Here is a 21,925-nt window from a genome sequence, read left to right as displayed (position 1 = left end):
TAGAATTCATTTTAATATTTAAAATAAGTAAGTAATGATCTTGGGATCATTTGCTGGGTCTCGCACCAAGTGATTTGGTATGGCAGCACATACAGATAAGAACAAAAAAACCTAATAAAGAAACAATAAAGAGGATCAGTATAAATAATATAAGAGACGATATGCCGCAGAGAAAAAAACTTATTGCGTGATCTAAGATTAAGATTATGCTCTTAGGTTCTATTTTTACTATTGGGGCGTATTATGACACCAATGCTGACTTGGCGTGATGCTCTAGCACAAGAAAAAACGCTGCCATACTTCCAGCAAACCTTAGCTTTCGTCGCTCGTGAAAGGGCAGCAGGGGTCACAATCTATCCGCCATCGAAAGATGTCTTTAATGCTTTTCGTTTTACCGAACTTGGCGAGGTAAAAGTTGTAATCCTAGGTCAAGATCCATATTATGGTCCTAATCAGGCCCACGGTTTATCTTTTTCCGTAAAACCAGGAGTTCCTACCCCACCATCGCTGATGAATATCTATAAAGAGCTAGCCGGCGATATTCCTAGCTTTGTTATGCCTAACCATGGTTACCTAAAAAGTTGGGCGTTGCAAGGGATCATGTTGCTTAATACCGTACTTACGGTAGAGGCTGGTAAAGCGCATTCTCATGCGAGTTTAGGTTGGCAAAAGTTTACCGTTAAAGTCATTAACGTACTAAACACCTATCGCGCGGGGATCATATTTTTACTTTGGGGATCCCATGCCCAAAAAACAAGTGCAATTATCGATCATAAGCGTCATCATGTGCTTAAAACATTTCACCCTTCCCCTTTATCGGCGCATCGCGGCTTCTTCGGCTGTCATCATTTTTCCAAAACTAATGAGCTGTTAGTGCAACAAGGTCAACAGCCGATAGTCTGGTCACCAACTTTACCAGCGGCCGCAAATAAGCATAGCTAGTTTAGCTCTTTCTAGTTCTAGATTTCCTTTATATAATATAAATATAAAAAATTCAGTACAGCAGTAACGCGCTTCTGTTTTATAAACAGCTGCTAGCGCGCTTATTTTTCGCCGCAACGTTGCGGCTGGGCACTGGATTTAGCTTTCGATACTGCTACCATCGCAGGGCGAACAAGTCTACCATTGAGGATATAGCCTTTTTGCATCACCATCATCACCTGATTAGCTTTATACTTGTCGGATTCTAGCATTGTCATGGCTTGATGTACTTCAGGGTTAAACGGCACATCAGTATCGCTAACTATATCAAGACCGAATTTGCGCACCGCATCTAGTAATGATTTAAGCGTCAGCTCAATGCCCTCGATAGTTGACTCTGTATTAGACTTATCCGACATGTCAAGGGCGCGTTCTAAATTATCAATCACCGGCAAAAGTTCGCCAACAAAACGTTCTAGCGCAAATTTATGCGCTTTTTCGATGTCCTGCTCACTGCGGCGGCGTATGTTTTCCATTTCTGCCTTGGCACGCAATAAATTATCGCGCTCGCGCTGCTGTATCTGGGTTAGTGTTGTTTCTAATTCAGCAATCCGCTTATCTCGCGGATCAACAACTTCTACTGTCTCAGGCGCCGCTTCTACTTGCTGTTCTTGTTTTATTTCAATCTGTTGTGCGACTTGCTCGCCAGGGGTATTCTGTTCTTTACTACTCATTATGAGTTTTCTCCATGGTTCAGCATGCTTCTCGCTAGTTCGGGTATTATGGGGATGAATAGCGAGGATTCAAGGGATGACAAAGAATGAAGCTTACAAAACTAAGCCGGGGATGATCTCTCAGATCTCTCATATATGAATACTACTTATACTTTATTAGCCGCTACGTTATTAGCCGACGATTCACACTAGAGGACATCTTGATCAGTCGCGGCGACTATTTTCTTGCGTTTTTCTTGCGTTAGTCAATACGAAAGATTACAATTACTTAGAAAAGTTTAGTAGGTAGTAATTAAGAATCCTTAATAATTAATTAGTGTTCTAGCTAACACTAGACTTGAACATACTTAGCACTATTCAGTTAATAGCTATAATAGCTATTATAATTTTTGCAATGTAATAATTAATATGATAGATATCATCAATGATATCTGATAGAACAATCTGATTATTATGAGCTGTAAAATTTTTACTGCTGTAGTTATATTGATCTTTACCTCCGGTTGTTCCATCTTTAAACAAGTGGTTTACCATCCTGATATCAATCAAGGCAATTATCTAACCAAAGCTGACGTAGCCAAAATCTACATCGGCATGTCCAAACAGGAGATAGCTTATATACTTGGCACTTCAATGATGAAGGATCCGTTCGGCACAGATACCTGGTTTTATATCTTCCGCCGTGAACTAAATCATGAACCTATCATACAGCAAACCCTAACTTTAACCTTTAATAGTAGCGATATTTTGGTTCAAATTGATAATAAACCAACATTTTATAGTTATAGTTAATAACATGATATGTTAACGACAATTATTTCCTAGCACAGCGTAATGACGTAAATATTAAGATGAAGATAAGGCGTAAACGATCTCTCTAAGACTGGAATATCAGCGATACCTTGTCTGTTTTTGATGAAAAAACTTCAGCCAGCATAACGAAAGCTTTTCTGCTCTAGCTCTAGGAGAGCACTTGATAATGTTACATGCTACAAGAAAGGTAAATAAATCCGACTATGTTACCATAGCGCAAAATAAACGCGCTCGACACGAATACTTTATTGAGCAAGAGTTAGAAGCAGGCCTTTCATTACATGGATGGGAAGTAAAATCACTGCGAGCCGGTAAAGCAAATATCAATGATAGCTACGTGCTGCTCAAAGATGGTGAAGCCTACTTATTTGGAGCTACCTTTCAATCTTTTACGGAAGCATCTTCACACGTCGTTTGTGATCCTATGCGGACCCGTAAACTATTGCTCAATAAAAAGGAGCTGGACACCCTGTTTGGCTGCGTGAATTACAAACATTATACGGTAATCGCACTATCTATTTATTGGAAAATGACTTGGATTAAGGTAAGAATCGGTGTTGCTAAAGGTAAAAAAGAGTATGATAAACGCATCGAAATTAAAGAGCGTGAATGGCAGGTAACTAAGGGACGAATAATAAAGAATCGGGGTTGATAGCTTAAATAAATAGCTTTACTATATGTTTTAATAACCTTAAAGCAAAAACAAAAGCAAAGGACTAGGGGCTGATCTTGGATTCGACGGGATTTACAAAACCTAAGGTGCATGCCGAGGTGAGGCTGGCCTCGTAAAAAGCCTCAAAAAAATAATTGCAAACGACTCGCAATACGAATCTGCTGCGTTGGCAGCTTAATCAGCCTAATAAACTGAGGATTCCCTCTCTTCCTAGCCTTCTCTCTTAAGGAGAGGAATTAAAAGAGGTCAAACTGAAAAGAGATCACGTAGATGTCCTGCCTGGGACGAAAACGTTAAATTTAATCAGGCTAGTTTATTAATAGTGTAGCGTGTCCGTCCGCAGCTAATAAACGAACTATATAGATTGGACTATAGCATGTAGTACCGATGGCTGAGAAATTCCGGACGCGGGTTCGAATCCCGCCAGCTCCACCACATTACCTAGCGCTTCTATGAGGCGCGCTAGGTATTTCTTATGCTGTTTGTTGTCCCTCGAGCAGGCAGAAGCGCTTTACGCTATGCATAAAAGTCAACATTTAACACTCTAACCTTAAAATTAGCGGCACTACTATGCCCTAGCTAGCCGATACTACACGCGCCAATGCCCCCGCAAAAAGAAAAGCCCAGATTTGCCTTTTAAGCCAAGCTGCTCTGCGGTAGAATCTAGGTCTACTCAGTCAGACGACCTAAGAACTAAAGGGAGCGTGGTATTTCTTATATATTTTGCGCTATATAAAGCGCAATAACTAGACCTAGACTAGGATTACAACATAATGTCTGAGACAATTCGGTTAAAAAGCACAACAGTTGCAACACTATCAGCTTCTTCTGCTAGTGCGAACCAGAAGAAATTAAACCTGCTTGATATGAACCGTCAACAGCTACGCGTTTTCTTCGCGTCGCTGGGGGAGCAGCCATTTCGTGCCGATCAGGTTATGAAATGGATTTATCACTATTACTGTGATGATTTTGATCAGATGACAGATATCAACAAACCTTTACGTACTAGGCTAAAAGCGCTAACAGAAATCCGCGCACCGGAAGTAAGCACCGAGCAAAAATCCGCCGACGGCACCATTAAATGGGCGATCAATGTAGGCAACCAACAGGTTGAAACGGTCTATATTCCCGACAAAGACCGCGCAACACTATGCGTATCGTCCCAGGTAGGTTGCGCGTTAAAATGCACTTTTTGCTCAACAGCCCAGCAGGGATTCAATCGAAATTTACGGGTATCAGAAATAATAGGCCAGTTATGGCGCTCAGCAAAAATTATCCGCTCCACCAAAGTTACTAACCAACGTCCAATTACTAACGTAGTGATGATGGGAATGGGTGAGCCGTTGCTTAATCTCAGGAATGTTATTCCAGCGATAGAAATAATGCTGGACGATTTAGGTTTTGGATTATCAAAACGCCGAGTAACCCTATCGACCTCCGGTGTAGTTTCCGCTATGGAAAAGCTTGGCGATATGGTAGATGTTGCGCTGGCAATTTCGCTGCACGCGCCAAACGATAAGATTCGGGATCAAATTGTACCGATTAATCGCAAATACAACATCAAAATGTTTTTGTCGGCGGTGCAGCGCTATCTTGCTAAATCAAAAGCCAATCACGGACGCGTGACGGTGGAGTACGTGATGCTCAGCCATATCAACGATAGTACTGAGCACGCACACCAGTTAGCTGAATGTTTGAAGAATACACCGTGTAAGATTAACCTGATTCCATGGAATCCATTTCCTAGAGCACCATACTGCCGGAGCTCCAATAGCCGAATAAATCGTTTTGCCAACGTGCTGATTGAGTACGGTCTGACTACCATCGTGCGCAAAAATCGCGGGGAAGATATCGATGCTGCTTGTGGGCAGTTAACCGGCCAAGTTATCGATCGGACCAAACGGACCCTACATATCAGAGACCAATAACTATAAACTTGCTCTGCTTAAGCTCGAGCGAAGTTTCATCTGGAAACTGGAACTGGAAAAGTGGCTAAGTTGCTTTTAGATACTTAATCCTAACAGTTGCTTCAACAGGCAGTGCTAATAGTGATTACAGATTTGTTTCGCTGCTTTAGAGCCAAAGACTTTCTTGCGCTAAGTTTTCCACGAAAAAACCAGTAGCAGTAATTCCTAGCTAATGAATACTAAAGACCTCCAAGATCAAGCACTAACCACCACGGGTGGACGCCTACGTCAAGCCCGCGAAAAAATGGGATTAAGCCAGCAGGCGGTGGCTGAACGACTGTGCCTGAAAGTCTCTACTGTGCGCGATATTGAAAATGATCACGCTAATCCCAACCTCGCCTCGACGTTCTTGCGGGGCTATATCCGCTCATATGCGCGGTTGGTGCATCTTTCTGAAGAAGAATTGATGCCGATAATGGCCAAGCCCAAGCAAGCGCCTATTAAGATCGCCAAGGTTACCCCAATGCAGAGCTTTTCCCTGGGAAAAACTCGTACAATGCGAGACAATTGGCTGATAGGATTCACGTGGTTAATACTATTTGTGATAATTAGCCTGACAGGAGCCTGGTGGTGGCAAAATCATCAAGCCCAGCAGCAGGAAATAGCCAACATGGCCGATCAGTCTTCCACTCAGCTCTCTAGAAATGAGAGTATTTCGGTGCCATTAAGCGACAAAATCGATAGCAGTAAGCCACCAGATGGCAAACTATTGACACGACAGCGAAGACGGTAGCTAGTTAGCTAGCAACTTTTTTCTGCTCCTGCGTCGCAGACCAGCGACTATCCTATTGATAGAAAATAATATTTATAGGTAAATATTTAATATGGTAAAAAACATCCAGGCAATTCGTGGCATGAACGATTATTTACCGGCGGAGACGATCTTTTGGCAGCGCGTTGAAGAGATGTTAAAAGAAGTACTTACTAGTTACGGCTACAGTGAAATTCGTCTGCCGATCGTCGAGCAGACCCCGTTATTTCAGCGGGCTATCGGTGACATTACCAATGTAGTAGAAAAAGAGATGTACATTTTTGCCGATCGTAACGGTGACAGCCTTACCCTGCGTCCAGAAGGTACCGCAGGCTGTGTACGCGCCTGTATTGAGCACGGCCTATTGTACAATCAGGAGCAGCGTCTTTGGTATCTCGGCCCAATGTTTCGTTATGAACGACCACAGAAAGGGCGTTACCGTCAGTTCCATCAGATAGGGGCCGAGGTTTTTGGTCAGCAAGGACCGGAAGTTGATGCTGAGCTTATCCTGCTGACCGCCCGCTGGTGGCGCGCACTTGGTATCAGTAAATATATGTCGCTAGAGTTGAACTCTATCGGATCCATGACAGGACGCACACGCTATCGTGAGGCTCTGGTAGATTTCCTGACCCGTCATGAGTCGAGCTTGGACAAAGCTTGCCGTTACCGTATACAGACAAATCCCATGCGGGTATTGGACAGTTTAGACTGTAAAGACCCTACTGTACAAGCTTTGCTTCATGATGCACCGGTACTTACTGATTATCTCGATGATGATTCCAGAAATCATTTTACTAATTTGTGTGAACTGTTAGACCTGGCCCGTATTTCATATACGGTTAATCCGTATTTAGTACGTGGACTAGATTACTACAACCGTACGGTATTTGAATGGATCACTACCGGTAGTCTTGGCTCACATACCACCGTATGTGGTGGCGGTCGTTACGATGGGTTGGTTGAGCAGCTGGGCGGTAGACCAACGCCAGCGGTAGGATTTGCCATGGGACTAGAGCGGTTGATGCTGTTGTTACAGGCAGTTAATATGGATTTAATTGCACCGCTAAGCGTTGATGCCTATTTAGTGTCATCGGGTAATAACGTTACAAGCGCGGCACTACTACTTGCGGAAAAGCTGCGAGATGCGCTACCTGCTTTGCGATTAATGATCAACTATGGCGGCGGCAGCTTTAAAAAGCAGTTTAGTCGCGCCGATAAACACGGCGCCCGAGTGGCACTGGTACTGGGTGAGCTCGAAGTTGCAGCACAGCAAGTAATCGTGAAAGATTTAACTACTGGCAACCAGAAAAAGCTAGCACAAAGCAAAGTTGTCTCGCACCTAATATTACTTTTAGGTTTTAAATAAAAGGATAAAACACCATGCTAGTCTGTAGTAATGATAAAGAAAAACGCGGGTTGCTGCGTTATTTTGTTATCTATAACTATTCTTATAACAGTAAGACGCTAGCGATAAGCGTAGTACTACTTAGTGCTTTGATAGGCTGTTTTTATTGGCAGTTGCAAAAGTACCATAATAATAATCATGGCGCCCTAACTTCTTTAGGGCTAGCACAACAATATGTAAATAATAATACTTTCGTAGACGCAGAACAACAACTGAAAAAAGCGATAGAACAAACCAGTGAAAACAATTTGCAGTCACTTATTAAACTTCGGCTGGCACGTGTGCAGCTACAGCAGAAAAACATCGATGGAGCACTAAACACCCTCAAAGAAATTAAAGATCAGGGTTGGACAGCGCTAGCTGATGATATACACGGTGATGCTCAGATCCTAAAAGGGGATTATAAGGCAGCCCAAACAGCTTATGAAAAAGCACTGCAATCCAACATGTTGTCGACTCTGGTGCGCATAAAACTTAAAAACTTGTTGAGCTGAGAGTTACTGTATGCAATTATGCAAGATTAGGTTTTTAGGACTGTTATCCATTATCTTGCTCAGCGGGTGTGCAAGTTTGAGCAGCGAAGAAGATATAGTGACTAGGTCGCCACTACCTAAAGTAAATAATCAATTTCAGCCGACTATGGTGTGGAGACGATCAGTTGGTAGTGGCTCAGGCGATTTTTATGCCAATTTACACCCTGCCTGGCAGAACGACTACGTGTTTGCTGCAGACCGTTTTGGCGTGGTCAAAGCTCTGGATGCAGACAGCGGCAAAGAGAGATGGTCAACAGATCTTTCAATTCGTACTAGCTTATTTTCTCGTAAGAAGCCAGCGCAGCTTTCTGGAGGCGTTACTGCGGTTGATGATAAAATATATATTGGCAGTGAATTAGCTAAGGTTTACGCACTGAAAGTACAGGACGGCAGCCTTGTATGGGAAAGTACGGTCATCGGCGAAGCGCTGTCGACCCCAGTAGTAAGCAATGGCTTGGTGTTAATACATACTAGTAACGGAATGCTGCAGGCACTTAATGAAGCCGACGGTGCGGTCAAATGGACCGTTAACCTAGAGGAGATGCCGCCGCTGACACTACGAGGTGAATCCGCTCCGACCATATCGTTTGGAGCCGCTATTGTAGGCGGTGATAGCGGTCAGGTTAGTGCGGTAATGATAAATCAAGGTCAGCTTATTTGGCAGCAGAGTATTTATCAGCCAATTGGCGTCACCGATATTGACCGGATTCACGATGTGCAGACGACGCCGGTAGTAGTAAACGGTATAGTTTATGCCTTGGCATATAACGGTAACTTTGCAGCACTGGATTTGCGTTCTGGACAGTTGATGTGGTCAAAGAAAATAGGTTCCGTCACGAACTTAGTAGTAGATGACAATCGTATTTATCTGGTAGATCAGAATGACCGTGTGATTGCATTGAAGCTGCAGGGGGGAGTGACGCTATGGCGTCAGAATGAGTTACTGCACCGCAATTTAACTTCACCAGTGTTATATAATAGCTATATTGTCACCGGAGATTCCGAGGGCTATTTACATTGGATTAACACTGATGATGGTAGTTTAATCGCACAACAAAAAGTAGATAGCTCTGGGCTTCTAGCGAAGCCCATCGTTGTTGATAATAAGATTATCGTTCAAGCAAAAAATGGGGAGATTTACTCTTTAAAATGATACCTATCATTGCAATAGTTGGGCGCCAGAATGTAGGTAAATCTACTCTGTTTAATCGACTGACGCATACCAATGATGCGCTAGTGGCAAATGTTTCAGGATTGACGCGTGACCGTAAGTATGGTCGTGGTAAATGGAATAATTATGAATTTATCGTTGTTGATACTGGCAGTCTCGATAGTGAAGTAGTGACAACCTGCTGTATAGCGGAACCATCACTGATGGCGATTGAAGAAGCAAATATTATCCTGTTTATTGTAGATAGCCAAGTTGGATTGGTGTCAGCAGATTTGAGCATTGCTGAGTATTTACGTAAACGTGAAAAAACCACAGTCATTGTCGCTAATAAAACTGATAGTACTGACATCGAGACTTACAGAGACAGAGTAATTGCGGTAAGTGATTTTTATGCTCTGGGAATGGTAGATATCGTGCCAATTGCTGCGTCTCATGGACGCGGTATTAACCACTTGATTAATACTTGCTTTAGTAAGTTGTTAATACTAGATTGTTTACCTGAAACATCAGAGCCTTTTAAAGAGCCGTTGCTACCGATAAAAATCGCCGTCGTAGGTCGACCAAACGTCGGTAAATCAACCTTTATTAACCGTATTCTTGGCAAAGAACGGGTAGTAGTGGCTGATATTCCAGATACGACTCGGGACAGTATCTATATACCGATGGAGCGTAATGGAAGAGAATATATTCTTATCGATACCGCTGGTATACGTAAGCGCAGTAAATTAACTGATACTGACACGGTAAAAAAAATTACTGTAATAAAAACTCTACAGTCTATTAAAAATGCCAATGTGGTGGTGCTGATTATCGATGCTCTTAATGGTATTTCAGCTCAAGATTTATCTTTAATGGGTTTTATTCTAAAAACTGGCAGTTCACTAGTGATTGCAGTGAATAAATGTGATTTGCTTTCTAAGCAAGAAAAAAATACAATTCAAAAAACATTGGACATGCGATTAAAATTTACTGCCTTTGTAAGGGTACATTTTATTTCTGCTCTACACGGTAATAAACTTAACGAGTTATTTAAGTCGGTCTATGAATCTTATCAATGTGCTACTAACAGAATTAGTACATCACTGCTGAATCAGTTACTACATATAGCAGTAGACAATTGTCCGCCACCAATAGTACGCGGTCGACGTATAAAACTTAAATATGCGCACATCGGTGGCTATAACCCTCCGGTTATAGTGATCCACGGCACTCAAGTAAAAAATCTATCAGATACTTATAAACGTTATTTAATAAATTATTTTCGTAGTTCACTACATATTATAGGTACCCCAATCCACCTTCAATTAAAGGAAGGCAACAACCCCTTTACTGGGCGACGTAATACGCTTAATACAACGCAGATACGTAAACGTTTACGCTTAATAAATTATAACAAAAAACTAAAAGAAAAATATTAAACAAATTAAAATCAGAACCTGCCTGGCAGTTTCCTACTCTCACATGGGGAGACCCCACACTACCATCGGCGCAACGGCGTTTCACTTCTGAGTTCGGCATGGATCAGGTGGTACCACCGCGCTAATGCCGCCAGGCAATTTTTTTTGTTTACTTTAAAGTTTTTTTACATACATAAAACAGCTTAGGTGTTGTAAGGTTAAGTCTCACGGGTCATTAGTATCGGTTAGCTCAACGCCTCGCAGCGTGTACACACCCGACCTATCAACGTTATCGTCTTTAACGTCCCTTTAGGAGGCTTAAATCCTCAGGGAAGACTCATCTTGAGGCAAGTTTCCCGCTTAGATGCTTTCAGCGGTTATCTTTTCCGCACTTAGCTACCTGGCAATGCCATGGGCATGACAACCTGAACACCAGTGGTGCGTCCACTCCAGTCCTCTCGTACTAGGAGTAGCCCCTCTCAATCTTCCAACGCCCACGGCAGATAGGGACCGAACTGTCTCACGACGTTCTAAACCCAGCTCGCGTACCACTTTAAATGGCGAACAGCCATACCCTTGGGACCTGCTTCAGCCCCAGGATGTGATGAGCCGACATCGAGGTGCCAAACACCGCCGTCGATATGAACTCTTGGGCGGTATCAGCCTGTTATCCCCGGAGTACCTTTTATTCGTTGAGCGATGGCCATTCCATGCAGAACCACCGGATCACTAAGACCTGCTTTCGCATCTGCTCGAGCTGTCACTCTCGCAGTTAAGCTAGCTTATGCCTTTGCACTAACCTCACGATGTCCGACCGTGATTAGCTAACCTTTGTGCTCCTCCGTTACCTTTTAGGAGGAGACCGCCCCAGTCAAACTACCCACCAGACACTGTCCTCGACCCGGATTACGAGCCTGAGTTAGAACATCAAACATTAAAGGGTGGTATTTCAAGGTTGGCTCCATGTAGACTGACGTCTACACTTCAAAGCCTCCCACCTATTCTACACATTAAGATTCAATATTCAGTGTCAAGTTATAGTAAAGGTTCACGGGGTCTTTCCGTCTTGCCGCGGGTACACCGCATCTTCACGGTGAATTCAATTTCACTGAGTCTCGGGTGGAGACAGCCTGGCCATCATTACGCCATTCGTGCAGGTCGGAACTTACCCGACAAGGAGTTTCGCTACCTTAGGACCGTTATAGTTACGGCCGCCGTTTACCGGGGCTTCAATCAAGAGCTTTTCCATTTAAGGATAACCCCATCAATTAACCTTCCGGCACCGGGCAGGCGTCACACCGTATACGTCCACTTTCGTGTTTGCACAGTGCTGTGTTTTTAATAAACAGTTGCAGCCAGCTGATATCTGCGACTGGCTTCAGCTCTGGGAGCAAGTCCCTTTACTTACATACCAGCGTGCCTTCTCCCGAAGTTACGGCACCATTTTGCCTAGTTCCTTCACCCGAGTTCTCTCAAGCGCCTGGGTATTCTCTACCTGACCACCTGTGTCGGTTTTGGGTACGATTTGATGTAACCTGATGCTTAGAGGCTTTTCCTGGAAGCGTAGCATTAATTCCTTCACCACCGTAGTGGCTCGTTATCACGCCTTAATGTTATGAAAAAGCGGATTTGCCTACTTTTTCCACCTACACGCTTGAACCGGAATAACCGTTATCCGGCGAACCTAGCTTTCTTCGTCCCCACTTCGCAGTCACACCTAGTACAGGAATATTAACCTGTTGTCCATCGACTACACCTTTCGGTCTCGCCTTAGGTATCGACTTACCCTGCTCCGATTAACGTTGAACAGGAACCCTTAGTCTTCCGGCGAGCGGGTTTTTCACCCGCTTTATCGTTACTTATGTCAGCATTCGCACTTCTGATACCTCCAATTTACCTCACGGTAAACCTTCTCAGGCTTACAGAACGCTCCCCTACCCAACAGACGTATCTCTTTAATATAACTAGATTTTATTATCTAAAATCATGTTAAATTAACACGTTCGTTGCCGCAGCTTCGGTGCATGGTTTAGCCCCGTTACATCTTCCGCGCAGGCTGACTCGACCAGTGAGCTATTACGCTTTCTTTAAATGATGGCTGCTTCTAAGCCAACATCCTGGCTGTCTAAGACTTCCCACATCGTTTCCCACTTAACCATGACTTAGGGACCTTAGCTGGCGGTCTGGGTTGTTTCCCTTTTCACGACGGACGTTAGCACCCGCCGTGTGTCTCCCGTAATAACATTCTACGGTATTCGCAGTTTGCATCGGGTTGGTAATCCGGGCTGGACCCCTAACCGAAACAGAGCTCTACCCCCGTAGATGAATTTACAAGACGCTACCTAAATAGCTTTCGGGGAGAACCAGATATCTCCCGGTTTGATTGGCCTTTCACCCCTAACCACAAGTCATCCACTAATTTTTCAACATTAGTTGGTTCGGTCCTCCAGTTAGTGTTACCTAACTTTTAACCTGCTCATAGCTAGATCACCGGGTTTCGGGTCTATACCCTGCAACTTAACGCCCAGTTAAGACTCGGTTTCCCTACGGCTCCCTTTATACAGTTAACCTTGCTACAGAATATAAGTCGCTGACCCATTATACAAAAGGTACGCAGTCACATCCTAAAAGATGCTCCCACTGTTTGTACGTACACGGTTTTAGGTTCTATTTCACTCCCCTCACCGGGGTTCTTTTCACCTTTCCCTCACGGTACTAGTTCACTATCGGTCAGTCAGGAGTATTTAGCCTTGGAGGATGGTCCCCCCATCTTCAAACAGGATATCACGTGTCCCGTTCTACTCAATTGAGCTCACAGCAAATACAACTTTAAATACGGGGCTATCACCCTGTTTCGCCGGACTTTCCAGACCGTTTTTCTGATGTATAAACTGATGATGGCTCTGGGCTATTCCCGGTTCGCTCGCCGCTACTAAGGGAATCTCGATTGATTTCTTTTCCTCAAGGTACTGAGATGTTTCAGTTCCCCTGGTTCGCCTCGTCAAGCTATGTATTTACTTGAAGATGATGCAATTTGTTGCATCGGGTTTTCCCATTCGGATATCGTCGGCTAATAACGCTTCATATCAGCTCACCGGCGCTTTTCGCAGATTAGCACGTCCTTCATCGCCTCTGACTGCCTAGGCAGCCACCGTGTACGCTTAGTCACTTAACCTTACAACCCTAAGCTGTTTTTTAAACAAAACATTAACGCTTATACATTATTAGTATTAATGTTAAGTTTTCACTTAATTCCTAATTGTTAAAGAGCAGCATTATTTATTTTATTTATAATAAATAATATTTAATTAAGGATAATGGAGCTAAGCGGAATCGAACCGCTGACCTCCTGTGTGCAAAGCAGGCGCTCTACCAGCTGAGCTATAGCCCCTACTACATTATATAAAATATGCTAGCACAGTTGGTAGGCCTGAGTGGACTTGAACCACTGACCTCACCCTTATCAGGGGTGCGCTCTAACCATCTGAGCTACAAGCCTATATTTTTTTGCTTGTTATTATTCTTAATAAATAATTTGTGTGGGCACTTCACTCGAAATATCCTTTTTTTGGTAAGGAGGTGATCCAACCGCAGGTTCCCCTACGGTTACCTTGTTACGACTTCACCCCAGTCATGAACCACAAAGTGGTAAGCGCCTTCCCGGAGGTTAAGCTACCTACTTCTTTTGCAACTCACTCCCATGGTGTGACGGGCGGTGTGTACAAGGCCCGGGAACGTATTCACCGTGGCATTCTGATCCACGATTACTAGCGATTCCGACTTCATGGAGTCGAATTGCAGACTCCAATCCGGACTACGACGCACTTTATGAGGTTTGCTGATTCTCGCGAGTTAGCATCTCTTTGTATGCACCATTGTAGCACGTGTGTAGCCCTACTCGTAAGGGCCATGATGACTTGACGTCATCCTTACCTTCCTCCAGTTTATCACCGGCAGTCTCCTTTGAGTTCCCGACCGTATCGCTGGCAACAAAGGATAAGGGTTGCGCTCGTTGCGGGACTTAACCCAACATTTCACAACACGAGCTGACGACAGCCATGCAGCACCTGTCTCAGAGTTCCCGAAGGCACCTAAATATCTCTATTTAGTTCTCTGGATGTCAAGAGTAGGTAAGGTTTTTCGCGTTGCATCGAATTAAACCACATGCTCCACCGCTTGTGCGGGCCCCCGTCAATTCATTTGAGTTTTAACCTTGCGGCCGTACTCCCCAGGCGGTCGATTTAACGCGTTAGCTTCGAAAGCCACGGCTCAAGGCCACAACCTTCAAATCGACATTGTTTACGGCATGGACTACCAGGGTATCTAATCCTGTTTGCTCCCCATGCTTTCGTACTTGAGCGTCAGTCTTTGTCCAGGGGGCTGCCTTCGCCATCGGTATTCCTCCAGATCTCTACGCATTTCACCGCTACACCTGAAATTCTACCCCCCTCTACGAGACTCTAGTTTGCCAGTTTCAAATGCAGTTCCTAGGTTAAGCCCAGGGATTTCACATCTGACTTAACAAACCGCCTGCGTACGCTTTACGCCCAGTAATTCCGATTAACGCTTGCACCCTCCGTATTACCGCGGCTGCTGGCACGGAGTTAGCCGGTGCTTCTTCTACGGGTAACGTCAATCAGCAACGTTATTTGCATTGCTACCTTCCTCCCCATTGAAAGTGCTTTACAACCCGAAGGCCTTCTTCACACACGCGACATAGCTGCATCAGGGTTTCCCCCATTGTGCAATATTCCCCACTGCTGCCTCCCGTAGGAGTCTGGACCGTATCTCAGTTCCAGTGTGGCTGGTTATCCTCTCAGACCAGCTAGGGATCGTTGCCTAGGTGGGCCATTACTCCACCTACTAGCTAATCCCATCTAGGTTCATCTGATGGCATGAGGCCCTTAGGTCCCCCATTTTGGTCTTAAATTGACTTTATGCGGTATTAGCTACCGTTTCCAATAGTTATCCCCCTCCATCAGGCAGATCCCCAGACATTACTCACCCGTCCGCCGCTCGCCGGCAAAGAAGATTATTACTACTTCTTTTCCGTTGCCGCTCGACTTGCATGTGTTAGGCTTGCCGCCAGCGTTTAATCTGAGCTATGATCAAACTCTTCAATTTAAAGTTTGATACTTAAAGAGATCATAATTAACTGTTATTAATTACTCTTTAAGAGTTATTTTTACTGCTATCTTAGATAATTTCTAATGAGTGCCCACACAAATTATTTATTAAATTTTTAAAGAACAATGTTAAGTAAATATTTTCTACTACTTTCTCGTAAGAGAAACCTATTGTACAGTCTTTTAACATCATGTCAATCATTATATTAATAATATTTTATCTTAGTCTCATTAAAAAAGCATAGTTTAATATATAATTATTTAAATATATAATATTTATTATTAATAGATATTATCTATAATATCAATTAAGATTTTTAATATAAAATTATTACATTTAATTTTTACTAGAACCAATCTAACTAGGTGTATTAAATATATAGATAAATATTAAATATTTTTATTTTTAAAATGATTTAACTTATTAAGTATTTATTGACGCGATGCCGTAAGCTAACCGTTGACCAACGCGAGTAATATGATTTATACACAGACAATCATCTAGTAGTATATTACTAGCATTAAATAAAACAATTACAGTAGAACCAAGCTTAAAAAGACCCATTTCTTCTCCTTTTAGTAGAAGAACTGAATTAGCGGTATTTTCCTTTGAATAATACCAGTGTTTAATCATGACTGATCGCGATGAAGTGATAGTACCAGCCCAAACAGTTTCAATACTGCCTACGATGACAGCACCTACTAAAATTAATGCTATTGGGCCAAATTTAGTATCAAATAGACAAACAATCCGTTTATTACGGGCGAACAAATTAGGAATATTATCTACAGCAAACATATTAACAGAAAATAATTTTCCTGGTATATACATCATTTCACGTAGAATACCATTACATGGCATATGTACGCGATGATAATCCCTAGGAGACAAATAAATAGTCGTGTAACTACCGTTACGAAACTGCTCTATCATGCCTTTATTTCCAGCTAACAAGGCTTCAAGACTATAATAATGACCTTTAGCTTGAAAAAGGCTATTTCCTTTGATATAGCCAAATTGAGATATAATCCCGTCTACTGGCATAACAAGTAGACTAGGATTAGTATCAATAGGTCGAGCATCGTTACGTAGTAAACGAATAAAAAATTCATTGAAAGTAGAATACTTAGTTATATCAGGTTGCTGTGCTTCTTGTATATTTACTTTATAAATATACACAAATAGCAAAATAATTACATGAGTTAACCATCCACCACATAATTCTGCTCCCCAGCCAACGAACTTAGTTAACCATCGTACTGTCAAGAAATATTGCAAAATTATTTTTAATCTATATATCACAGGAACCTCTTTTTATTACTTATCAAGTAATGTAAAAAAAAGGATTAAAATAGAAAATTTATTATTAAATAATAATTATTTATTAAAAATAAATAATAACATAAACATAAATATTAATTATATGAACAAATTATATTAATGAATAATAATCTAATTTGGATAGATTTAGAAATGACCGGACTCAATCCAGAGATTGATTGTATTCTTGAGATAGCAACTATAGTTACCAATGCTAATTTAACAATTTTAGCAGAAGGACCAGTTTTAGCAATACATCAATCCGAAGCACAGCTGGCACTCATGGATAACTGGAATCTGCATACTCACACCGCAAACGGCTTAGTCAAACGGGTGCATCAAAGCAAATTTGATGAAACTATAGCGGAAAAAGAAACATTAGCATTTTTGACTAAATGGGTACCTGCTGGTAAATCACCAATTTGTGGTAATAGTATAGGCCAAGATCGGCGTTTTTTATTTAAATACATGCCGAAACTAGAGGCGTATTTCCATTATAGGTATCTAGATGTAAGCACTTTGAAAGAGCTGGCACTACGCTGGAAACCAGCCATCATAGATGGCCTAAACCAGGAAAATACCCATCAGGCACTAGACGACATTCGTAAGTCAATAGAAGAACTAGCTTACTACCGCAAGCATTTTATTTGCTTGTAGACCATTTCATTTAAAAAAAATAAATTTACTCTGGATACTCCTAGAGTAGGATACGTAGAATTTATCTTAGTATCTGTTATGGTAAAAGATAATTTTACTATATTGTAGTAAACTTAGTTACTAGGTTTATTTATAAAAATTTTGAATAAAGTTTATGTGTACAGTAACTTCAGTTACTCTTTATAGATAAGAGTGGTCTATATGAAAAATATTAATCCAAGTAAAAATACAGCCTGGCAAGTACTACAAAAACATTTTGATACCCTGAAAGACGTGCAAATAAGTGAACTCTTTGCCAAAGATCCACAACGTTTTTTTTCTTTTTCGTCAACTTTTAGCAATCAGATGCTAGTAGATTTTTCCAAAAATCGCATTACTCAAGAGACAATCATTAAATTGTTAGCGCTTGCTGAGGCAAGCGGCCTAAAAGAAGCTATCTTCGCTATGTTCAGCGGTGAGAAAATTAATTATACTGAGAATCGTGCAGTGCTGCATACTGCGTTACGTAACCGCAGTAATACTTCCATAAAATTAGACGGTAAAGATGTCATGCCTGACGTCAACGCAGTACTAGACAAGATTAAAAAGTTTTGCACAAGTATCATTAATGGTGATTGGAAAGGTTATACTAAAAAGATTATCACCGATGTCGTTAATATTGGTATCGGTGGTTCCGATCTAGGACCTTATATGGTTACAGAGGCACTACGGCCTTATAAAAATCATATAAATATGCATTTTATTTCCAATATTGACGGAACACATCTTACTGAAACAATAAAACATCTGGATCCAGCAACCACCTTATTTTTAGTAGCCTCTAAAACTTTTACCACGCAAGAAACTATGACCAATGCTAATAGCGCTCGTGATTGGTTTTTACAAACTGCAAAAAATGAGAAACATATTGCACATCATTTTGTCGCATTGTCCACTAATAAAAAAGCAGTAGCTAAATTTGGTATTAATACCGATAACATATTTGAATTTTGGGACTGGGTCGGCGGACGCTATTCGCTATGGTCTGCCATAGGACTATCAATCGCATTATCAATAGGTTTTCACAATTTTGAGAAATTACTCATTGGCGCGCATGCGATGGATCAGCATTTTACTAAAATGCCTCTAGATAAAAATTTACCAGTGCTACTAGCGCTAATCAGCATTTGGTATAATAATTTTTTTGGCGTAGAAACAGAGGCTATTTTGCCGTATGATCAATACATGCATCGCTTACCTGCATATTTACAACAGGTAAATATGGAGTCTAATGGTAAAAATGTTGATCGTAATGGTCAGACGGTTAGTTACCAAACAGGTCCTATTATTTGGGGGGAACCTGGCACGAATGGGCAGCATGCTTTCTATCAACTACTTCATCAAGGTACTAAAATTATTCCCTGTGATTTTATTGCACCTGCTATTAGCCACAATCCTATGAATGATCATCACGCTAAGTTACTTTCGAACTTTTTTGCACAGACCGAAGCGTTAGCTTTTGGTAAAGCTCGGAAATTTATAAAACAGGAATTTTATAATTATGTTAAAATGCCTGAGCCGAATATAATACCATTTAAGGTTTTTGAGGGTAATCGTCCAACTAACTCAATTTTATTGCGTAAGATTACCCCCTATAGTTTAGGGGCACTAATTGCCTTATATGAGCATAAGATTTTTACCCAAGGAGTAATATTAAACATTTACTCCTTTGATCAATGGGGCGTTGAGTTAGGTAAGCAACTTGCTAATAAAATATTACCTGAACTAGTGCAAGATGATTATATAACTTCACATGATAGTTCTACTAATGGATTGATTAACCGATATAAATCTTGGCGTAACTAAAAGTAGTTTTTATATAAAAAACAATATCTTTTTTTAACTACCACAAAATACTATAATTATAATTAATATTTAGGTTTTGATTAATTAAATTTTCTTGCATTTTATGCAAATTTTTTTTGATAGATTTATTTGTAAGTACTTAGTCTGCTGACTGTGCAGTTGGCAGTGTAGTTATATTTGGTTTGTTAATCATCATTATACTAGCATATTGAATAGTTTTAAGCACCTCAGGTGTAATTAATTCGCTTAATATAGAACACATTTTGCTTAATTTTTCATTGATATTATTACTATTATCATTGATATATCCTTCTGAACGCAGTGTACTGATTATGGTAGAGAAAATAGTTTTGTCAAAAAAATCAGGTGCATTAATTCCGTATAATACCGATAGTTGTTGAGCAATTATTCGGCTTTTTTTTCCCAGAGTGTCCCTGTTTATCTGAGGATAGATGCGTAATAATGAAAAAATTATATTATAACGCTGTAAAATTTCGTTCACACAGGCAGCGAGCAACTGTAAAGAAAAAAGTTTAAGCGGTACTGGATATAATGATGATACCTGTTTTTTTAATAAACCCTGCCGCGACAGTTCTGTAATAAGATCATCGATAACCGTAAGTAATTGTTGCTTACTATAGCACATAAACAGCTCTGCTTTGAATAAAGGATAAAGTATTAAAATACGTTGCTTTAACTGTTCAAGAGCGATACCGTGGTTATAATAAATTATATTTGCTACTAGAGACGGTAATACTAAAAGATGCTGAATATTATTACGATAATAATTCATTAATATTATTTGTTCTCTTGATAAAAAGATAATATCACTAACAGTATTATTTTGAATAGAAAACTTATTCATCGCTAACGCATGTTCAAATAACTCCTCAGGCATCATATTGGGAACAGTAACATCATATGCATAAGGCACATTACGAAGTAAGTCCAGATAACAGGTAAGTTGCGACAGCAACTGTGTGCGAGTTAGCGAATACTGGCATGATACTAATAAGATGCTGGAGCAAATGTTAATCGCATTAACAACTGCGGCATTATTAATACGTACCATAATGGTGGTGGCTATCTTATCCACCACTAGTGATAACCATTTAGGCCGTTGGATTTCTATAGAATTAATGGAATCACGCCAATGCGGTACTTCTTGAGATAGCCAAGTATCTAGATGTATTGGGTCGCCAAAAGTAACATAGCCTTTACCTAGCTTACGTAAGCTAGGTATTTTTTGATAAAAAAAACTATATTTTTTTGTCGTACTGCGTAACTCATTAGCATAGTTAGCTACTTCTATAACATGCTCATAGCCAATATAAATTGGTACTAGCGTAATAGGTAGATTACCACCGCGTAGCATAGTCTGGATGGTCATAGTCAGTATACCAGTTTTTGGCTCCAGCAGACGTCCGGTTCTGGAGCGTCCTCCTTCAATAAAATACTCTACCGAGTAGCCACGGTTAAATAACTCACCAAGGTATTCACGGAAAATATTGGAGTAAAGCTTATTAGCTTTAAAAGTGCGACGTATAAAGAATGCACCCAAGCGTCGGAAAATCGTGCCAGCCGGCCAAAAATTTAGGTTAATGCCTGCGGCGATATGCGGCGGTACTAAACCTTGATGATATATAACGTAAGAGAGCAGTAAGTAATCCATATGGCTACGGTGGCAGGGAAGATAGACTATCTTATGGCCTTTTTCTGCTAATGTACGAACTCGCTCGGCATTACGCACATATATTCCCTGGTAACACCAGTTCCAGGTACAACCTAGTAATCGATCAAACAGGCGAATTGCTTCATATGAGAAGTTAGCAGCGATCTCTTCCAGAAGTTTAATAGCATTTTGCTGTGCTTTTTTTACTGACAGTTTTTTACTACGTGCTTCATTTTGTATCGATTTTTTAATTATTTTATATTCTAGTATTTTTTTGAATAAATCCTTACGCACCGGCAAACGCGGTCCAATCATTACTAGGTGCTGTCTGGTAAAGTATATTCGTGCTAATCTAATAAGGTTCTGGGATATAGATTTGTGTGTACCGTGTTTAGTTATTAAATCACGCATAGATAACGGGCGGGAAAAGTGTATAAAACTATCTCGACCAAACCAAATTACCGTAAAAATTTTTTTAATTATTTTTACTAGTTTTAACTGAAAAACTAGGGAATGATTTTTTATTTCTCTCCCCGGAGAACGGCCGAAAATAATGAAAATAAGTATAATTTGTATATCTAGGTCAGAATTTAAGCGATATAAATCTAGATAACGATTAACTAAAGAGACGGATGTAGATTTTTTAGGGTAACGTGATAATAATCGTGTATTTTCATAAGTAAAAATACATCTAGGCATGCTGAAATTATTGATCTGAAGCGGCTTAATAGGATCAGGTAAATCCTGTTGCAAGCATTGCATACGTAAAGTTAATAAATCTATCTTAGAATTATAAGGTAGAATATAAATAATAGGCTGTCTGGTATCCAGACATGCTGCATTACGTAAACCAGCTGGAACAATTTTACTTTTTACTAGAAATTTCAGCATGCTATTTAATAGATTATAAAAAAAAATATGACAACAAGACATTTTTTC

13 protein-coding genes, 2 tRNA genes, 3 rRNA genes, 1 other RNA gene and 1 pseudogene are annotated in these 21,925 nt (G+C 40.9%); 12 read left to right on the top strand and 8 right to left on the bottom strand.

The features are described from left to right. Positions 1–243: 243 nt before the first annotated feature. Positions 244–942 carry a uracil-DNA glycosylase gene (ung, locus tag A4A70_RS02805; protein WP_067568225.1) on the top strand — a complete coding sequence of 233 codons (699 nt, stop codon included), beginning with the start codon at positions 244–246 and terminating at the stop codon, positions 940–942. 101 nt (positions 943–1,043) lie between these two features. Here the strand turns inward: ung and grpE are convergent, their stop codons facing one another. After that, entirely contained in the window at positions 1,044–1,655 is a 612-nt protein-coding gene (grpE, locus tag A4A70_RS02800; protein WP_067568223.1) for a nucleotide exchange factor GrpE, read from the bottom strand. A gap of 453 nt (positions 1,656–2,108) precedes the next feature. Here grpE and bamE point away from each other — a divergent pair, with 453 nt between their 5' ends. From bamE to der, 9 genes and pseudogenes are all read left to right on the top strand, one after another. Then, entirely contained in the window at positions 2,109–2,447 is a 339-nt protein-coding gene (bamE, locus tag A4A70_RS02795) for an outer membrane protein assembly factor BamE (protein WP_067568221.1), read from the top strand. 187 nt (positions 2,448–2,634) lie between these two features. Further along, the gene (smpB, locus tag A4A70_RS02790; RefSeq protein ID WP_067568219.1) at positions 2,635–3,120 is read left to right on the top strand and encodes an SsrA-binding protein SmpB; all 486 of its coding nucleotides are present in this window, start codon (positions 2,635–2,637) and stop codon (positions 3,118–3,120) included. A gap of 67 nt (positions 3,121–3,187) precedes the next feature. Then, positions 3,188–3,576, top strand: a transfer-messenger RNA (tmRNA) gene (gene ssrA / locus A4A70_RS02785). 338 nt (positions 3,577–3,914) lie between these two features. Then, the gene (locus tag A4A70_RS02780) at positions 3,915–5,069 is read left to right on the top strand and encodes a bifunctional tRNA (adenosine(37)-C2)-methyltransferase TrmG/ribosomal RNA large subunit methyltransferase RlmN (protein WP_067568216.1); all 1,155 of its coding nucleotides are present in this window, start codon (positions 3,915–3,917) and stop codon (positions 5,067–5,069) included. A gap of 211 nt (positions 5,070–5,280) precedes the next feature. Beyond that, positions 5,281–5,802, top strand: a pseudogene (gene rodZ / locus A4A70_RS02775) (cytoskeleton protein RodZ); the annotation flags it as partial. Between the two features lie 130 nt (positions 5,803–5,932). Beyond that, entirely contained in the window at positions 5,933–7,225 is a 1,293-nt protein-coding gene (gene hisS / locus A4A70_RS02770; protein WP_067568214.1) for a histidine--tRNA ligase, read from the top strand. 14 nt (positions 7,226–7,239) lie between these two features. Further along, a complete protein-coding gene (locus tag A4A70_RS02765; protein WP_067568212.1) occupies positions 7,240–7,758 on the top strand; it encodes a YfgM family protein in 519 nt (172 codons plus the stop codon). Positions 7,759–7,768: 10 nt separating this feature from the next. After that, complete coding sequence (gene bamB / locus A4A70_RS02760) at positions 7,769–8,950, top strand: outer membrane protein assembly factor BamB (RefSeq protein WP_067568210.1); 1,182 nt, start codon at positions 7,769–7,771, stop codon at positions 8,948–8,950. Next, the gene (gene der / locus A4A70_RS02755) at positions 8,947–10,386 is read left to right on the top strand and encodes a ribosome biogenesis GTPase Der (RefSeq protein ID WP_067568208.1); all 1,440 of its coding nucleotides are present in this window, start codon (positions 8,947–8,949) and stop codon (positions 10,384–10,386) included. Before bamB ends, der begins: the two co-directional genes overlap by 4 nt. Positions 10,387–10,406: 20 nt before the next feature. On the opposite strand, the gene rrf is transcribed toward der, so the two are convergent. From rrf to asd, 6 genes are all read right to left on the bottom strand, one after another. Beyond that, positions 10,407–10,521, bottom strand: a 5S ribosomal RNA gene (gene rrf / locus A4A70_RS02750). Between the two features lie 58 nt (positions 10,522–10,579). Continuing rightward, a 23S ribosomal RNA gene (locus A4A70_RS02745) occupies positions 10,580–13,540 on the bottom strand. A 143-nt stretch (positions 13,541–13,683) separates the two neighbouring features. Beyond that, positions 13,684–13,756, bottom strand: a tRNA-Ala gene (locus A4A70_RS02740). Between the two features lie 31 nt (positions 13,757–13,787). Beyond that, positions 13,788–13,864: transfer RNA gene (locus A4A70_RS02735), tRNA-Ile, on the bottom strand. A gap of 73 nt (positions 13,865–13,937) precedes the next feature. After that, a 16S ribosomal RNA gene (locus A4A70_RS02730) occupies positions 13,938–15,489 on the bottom strand. The 16S, 23S and 5S rRNA genes sit together here with 2 tRNA genes alongside, the layout of an rRNA operon. 426 nt (positions 15,490–15,915) lie before the next feature. Next, positions 15,916–16,794: an archaetidylserine decarboxylase gene (asd, locus tag A4A70_RS02725; RefSeq protein ID WP_067568206.1), complete on the bottom strand. Its 879-nt coding sequence runs from the start codon at positions 16,792–16,794 to the stop codon at positions 15,916–15,918. A gap of 138 nt (positions 16,795–16,932) precedes the next feature. Here asd and orn point away from each other — a divergent pair, with 138 nt between their 5' ends. Together orn and pgi are read left to right on the top strand one after the other, a co-directional pair. Continuing rightward, a complete protein-coding gene (gene orn / locus A4A70_RS02720) occupies positions 16,933–17,469 on the top strand; it encodes an oligoribonuclease (RefSeq protein WP_067568204.1) in 537 nt (178 codons plus the stop codon). A gap of 201 nt (positions 17,470–17,670) precedes the next feature. Next, positions 17,671–19,314 (top strand): glucose-6-phosphate isomerase, encoded by a 1,644-nt coding sequence (pgi, locus tag A4A70_RS02715; RefSeq protein WP_067568202.1) that lies wholly within the window; start codon positions 17,671–17,673, stop codon positions 19,312–19,314. 139 nt (positions 19,315–19,453) lie between these two features. Here pgi and plsB read toward each other — a convergent pair whose 3' ends face one another. Then, positions 19,454–21,919, bottom strand: a complete 2,466-nt coding sequence (gene plsB / locus A4A70_RS02710; protein WP_067568200.1) for a glycerol-3-phosphate 1-O-acyltransferase PlsB — start codon at positions 21,917–21,919, stop codon at positions 19,454–19,456. Positions 21,920–21,925: the final 6 nt, after the last annotated feature.

Origin of the sequence: Candidatus Hoaglandella endobia, assembly GCF_900044015.1 — a bacterium.
Classification (GTDB): Bacteria; Pseudomonadota; Gammaproteobacteria; order Enterobacterales; family Enterobacteriaceae; genus Hoaglandella; species Hoaglandella endobia.
This window is presented reverse-complemented; position numbering and strand designations above follow the sequence as displayed.

Excerpts from the sequence above, each read along its gene's own strand:
- ung (WP_067568225.1), top strand. The coding sequence starts at position 244 with ATGACACCAATGCTGACTTGGCGTGATGCTCTAGCACAAGAAAAAACG.
- grpE (WP_067568223.1), bottom strand. The coding sequence starts at position 1,655 with ATGAGTAGTAAAGAACAGAATACCCCTGGCGAGCAAGTCGCACAACAG.
- bamE (WP_067568221.1), top strand. The coding sequence starts at position 2,109 with ATGAGCTGTAAAATTTTTACTGCTGTAGTTATATTGATCTTTACCTCC.
- smpB (WP_067568219.1), top strand. The coding sequence starts at position 2,635 with ATGTTACATGCTACAAGAAAGGTAAATAAATCCGACTATGTTACCATA.
- A4A70_RS02780 (WP_067568216.1), top strand. The coding sequence starts at position 3,915 with ATGTCTGAGACAATTCGGTTAAAAAGCACAACAGTTGCAACACTATCA.
- hisS (WP_067568214.1), top strand. The coding sequence starts at position 5,933 with ATGGTAAAAAACATCCAGGCAATTCGTGGCATGAACGATTATTTACCG.
- A4A70_RS02765 (WP_067568212.1), top strand. The coding sequence starts at position 7,240 with ATGCTAGTCTGTAGTAATGATAAAGAAAAACGCGGGTTGCTGCGTTAT.
- bamB (WP_067568210.1), top strand. The coding sequence starts at position 7,769 with ATGCAATTATGCAAGATTAGGTTTTTAGGACTGTTATCCATTATCTTG.
- der (WP_067568208.1), top strand. The coding sequence starts at position 8,947 with ATGATACCTATCATTGCAATAGTTGGGCGCCAGAATGTAGGTAAATCT.
- orn (WP_067568204.1), top strand. The coding sequence starts at position 16,933 with ATGAATAATAATCTAATTTGGATAGATTTAGAAATGACCGGACTCAAT.
- pgi (WP_067568202.1), top strand. The coding sequence starts at position 17,671 with ATGAAAAATATTAATCCAAGTAAAAATACAGCCTGGCAAGTACTACAA.
- plsB (WP_067568200.1), bottom strand. The coding sequence starts at position 21,919 with ATGTCTTGTTGTCATATTTTTTTTTATAATCTATTAAATAGCATGCTG.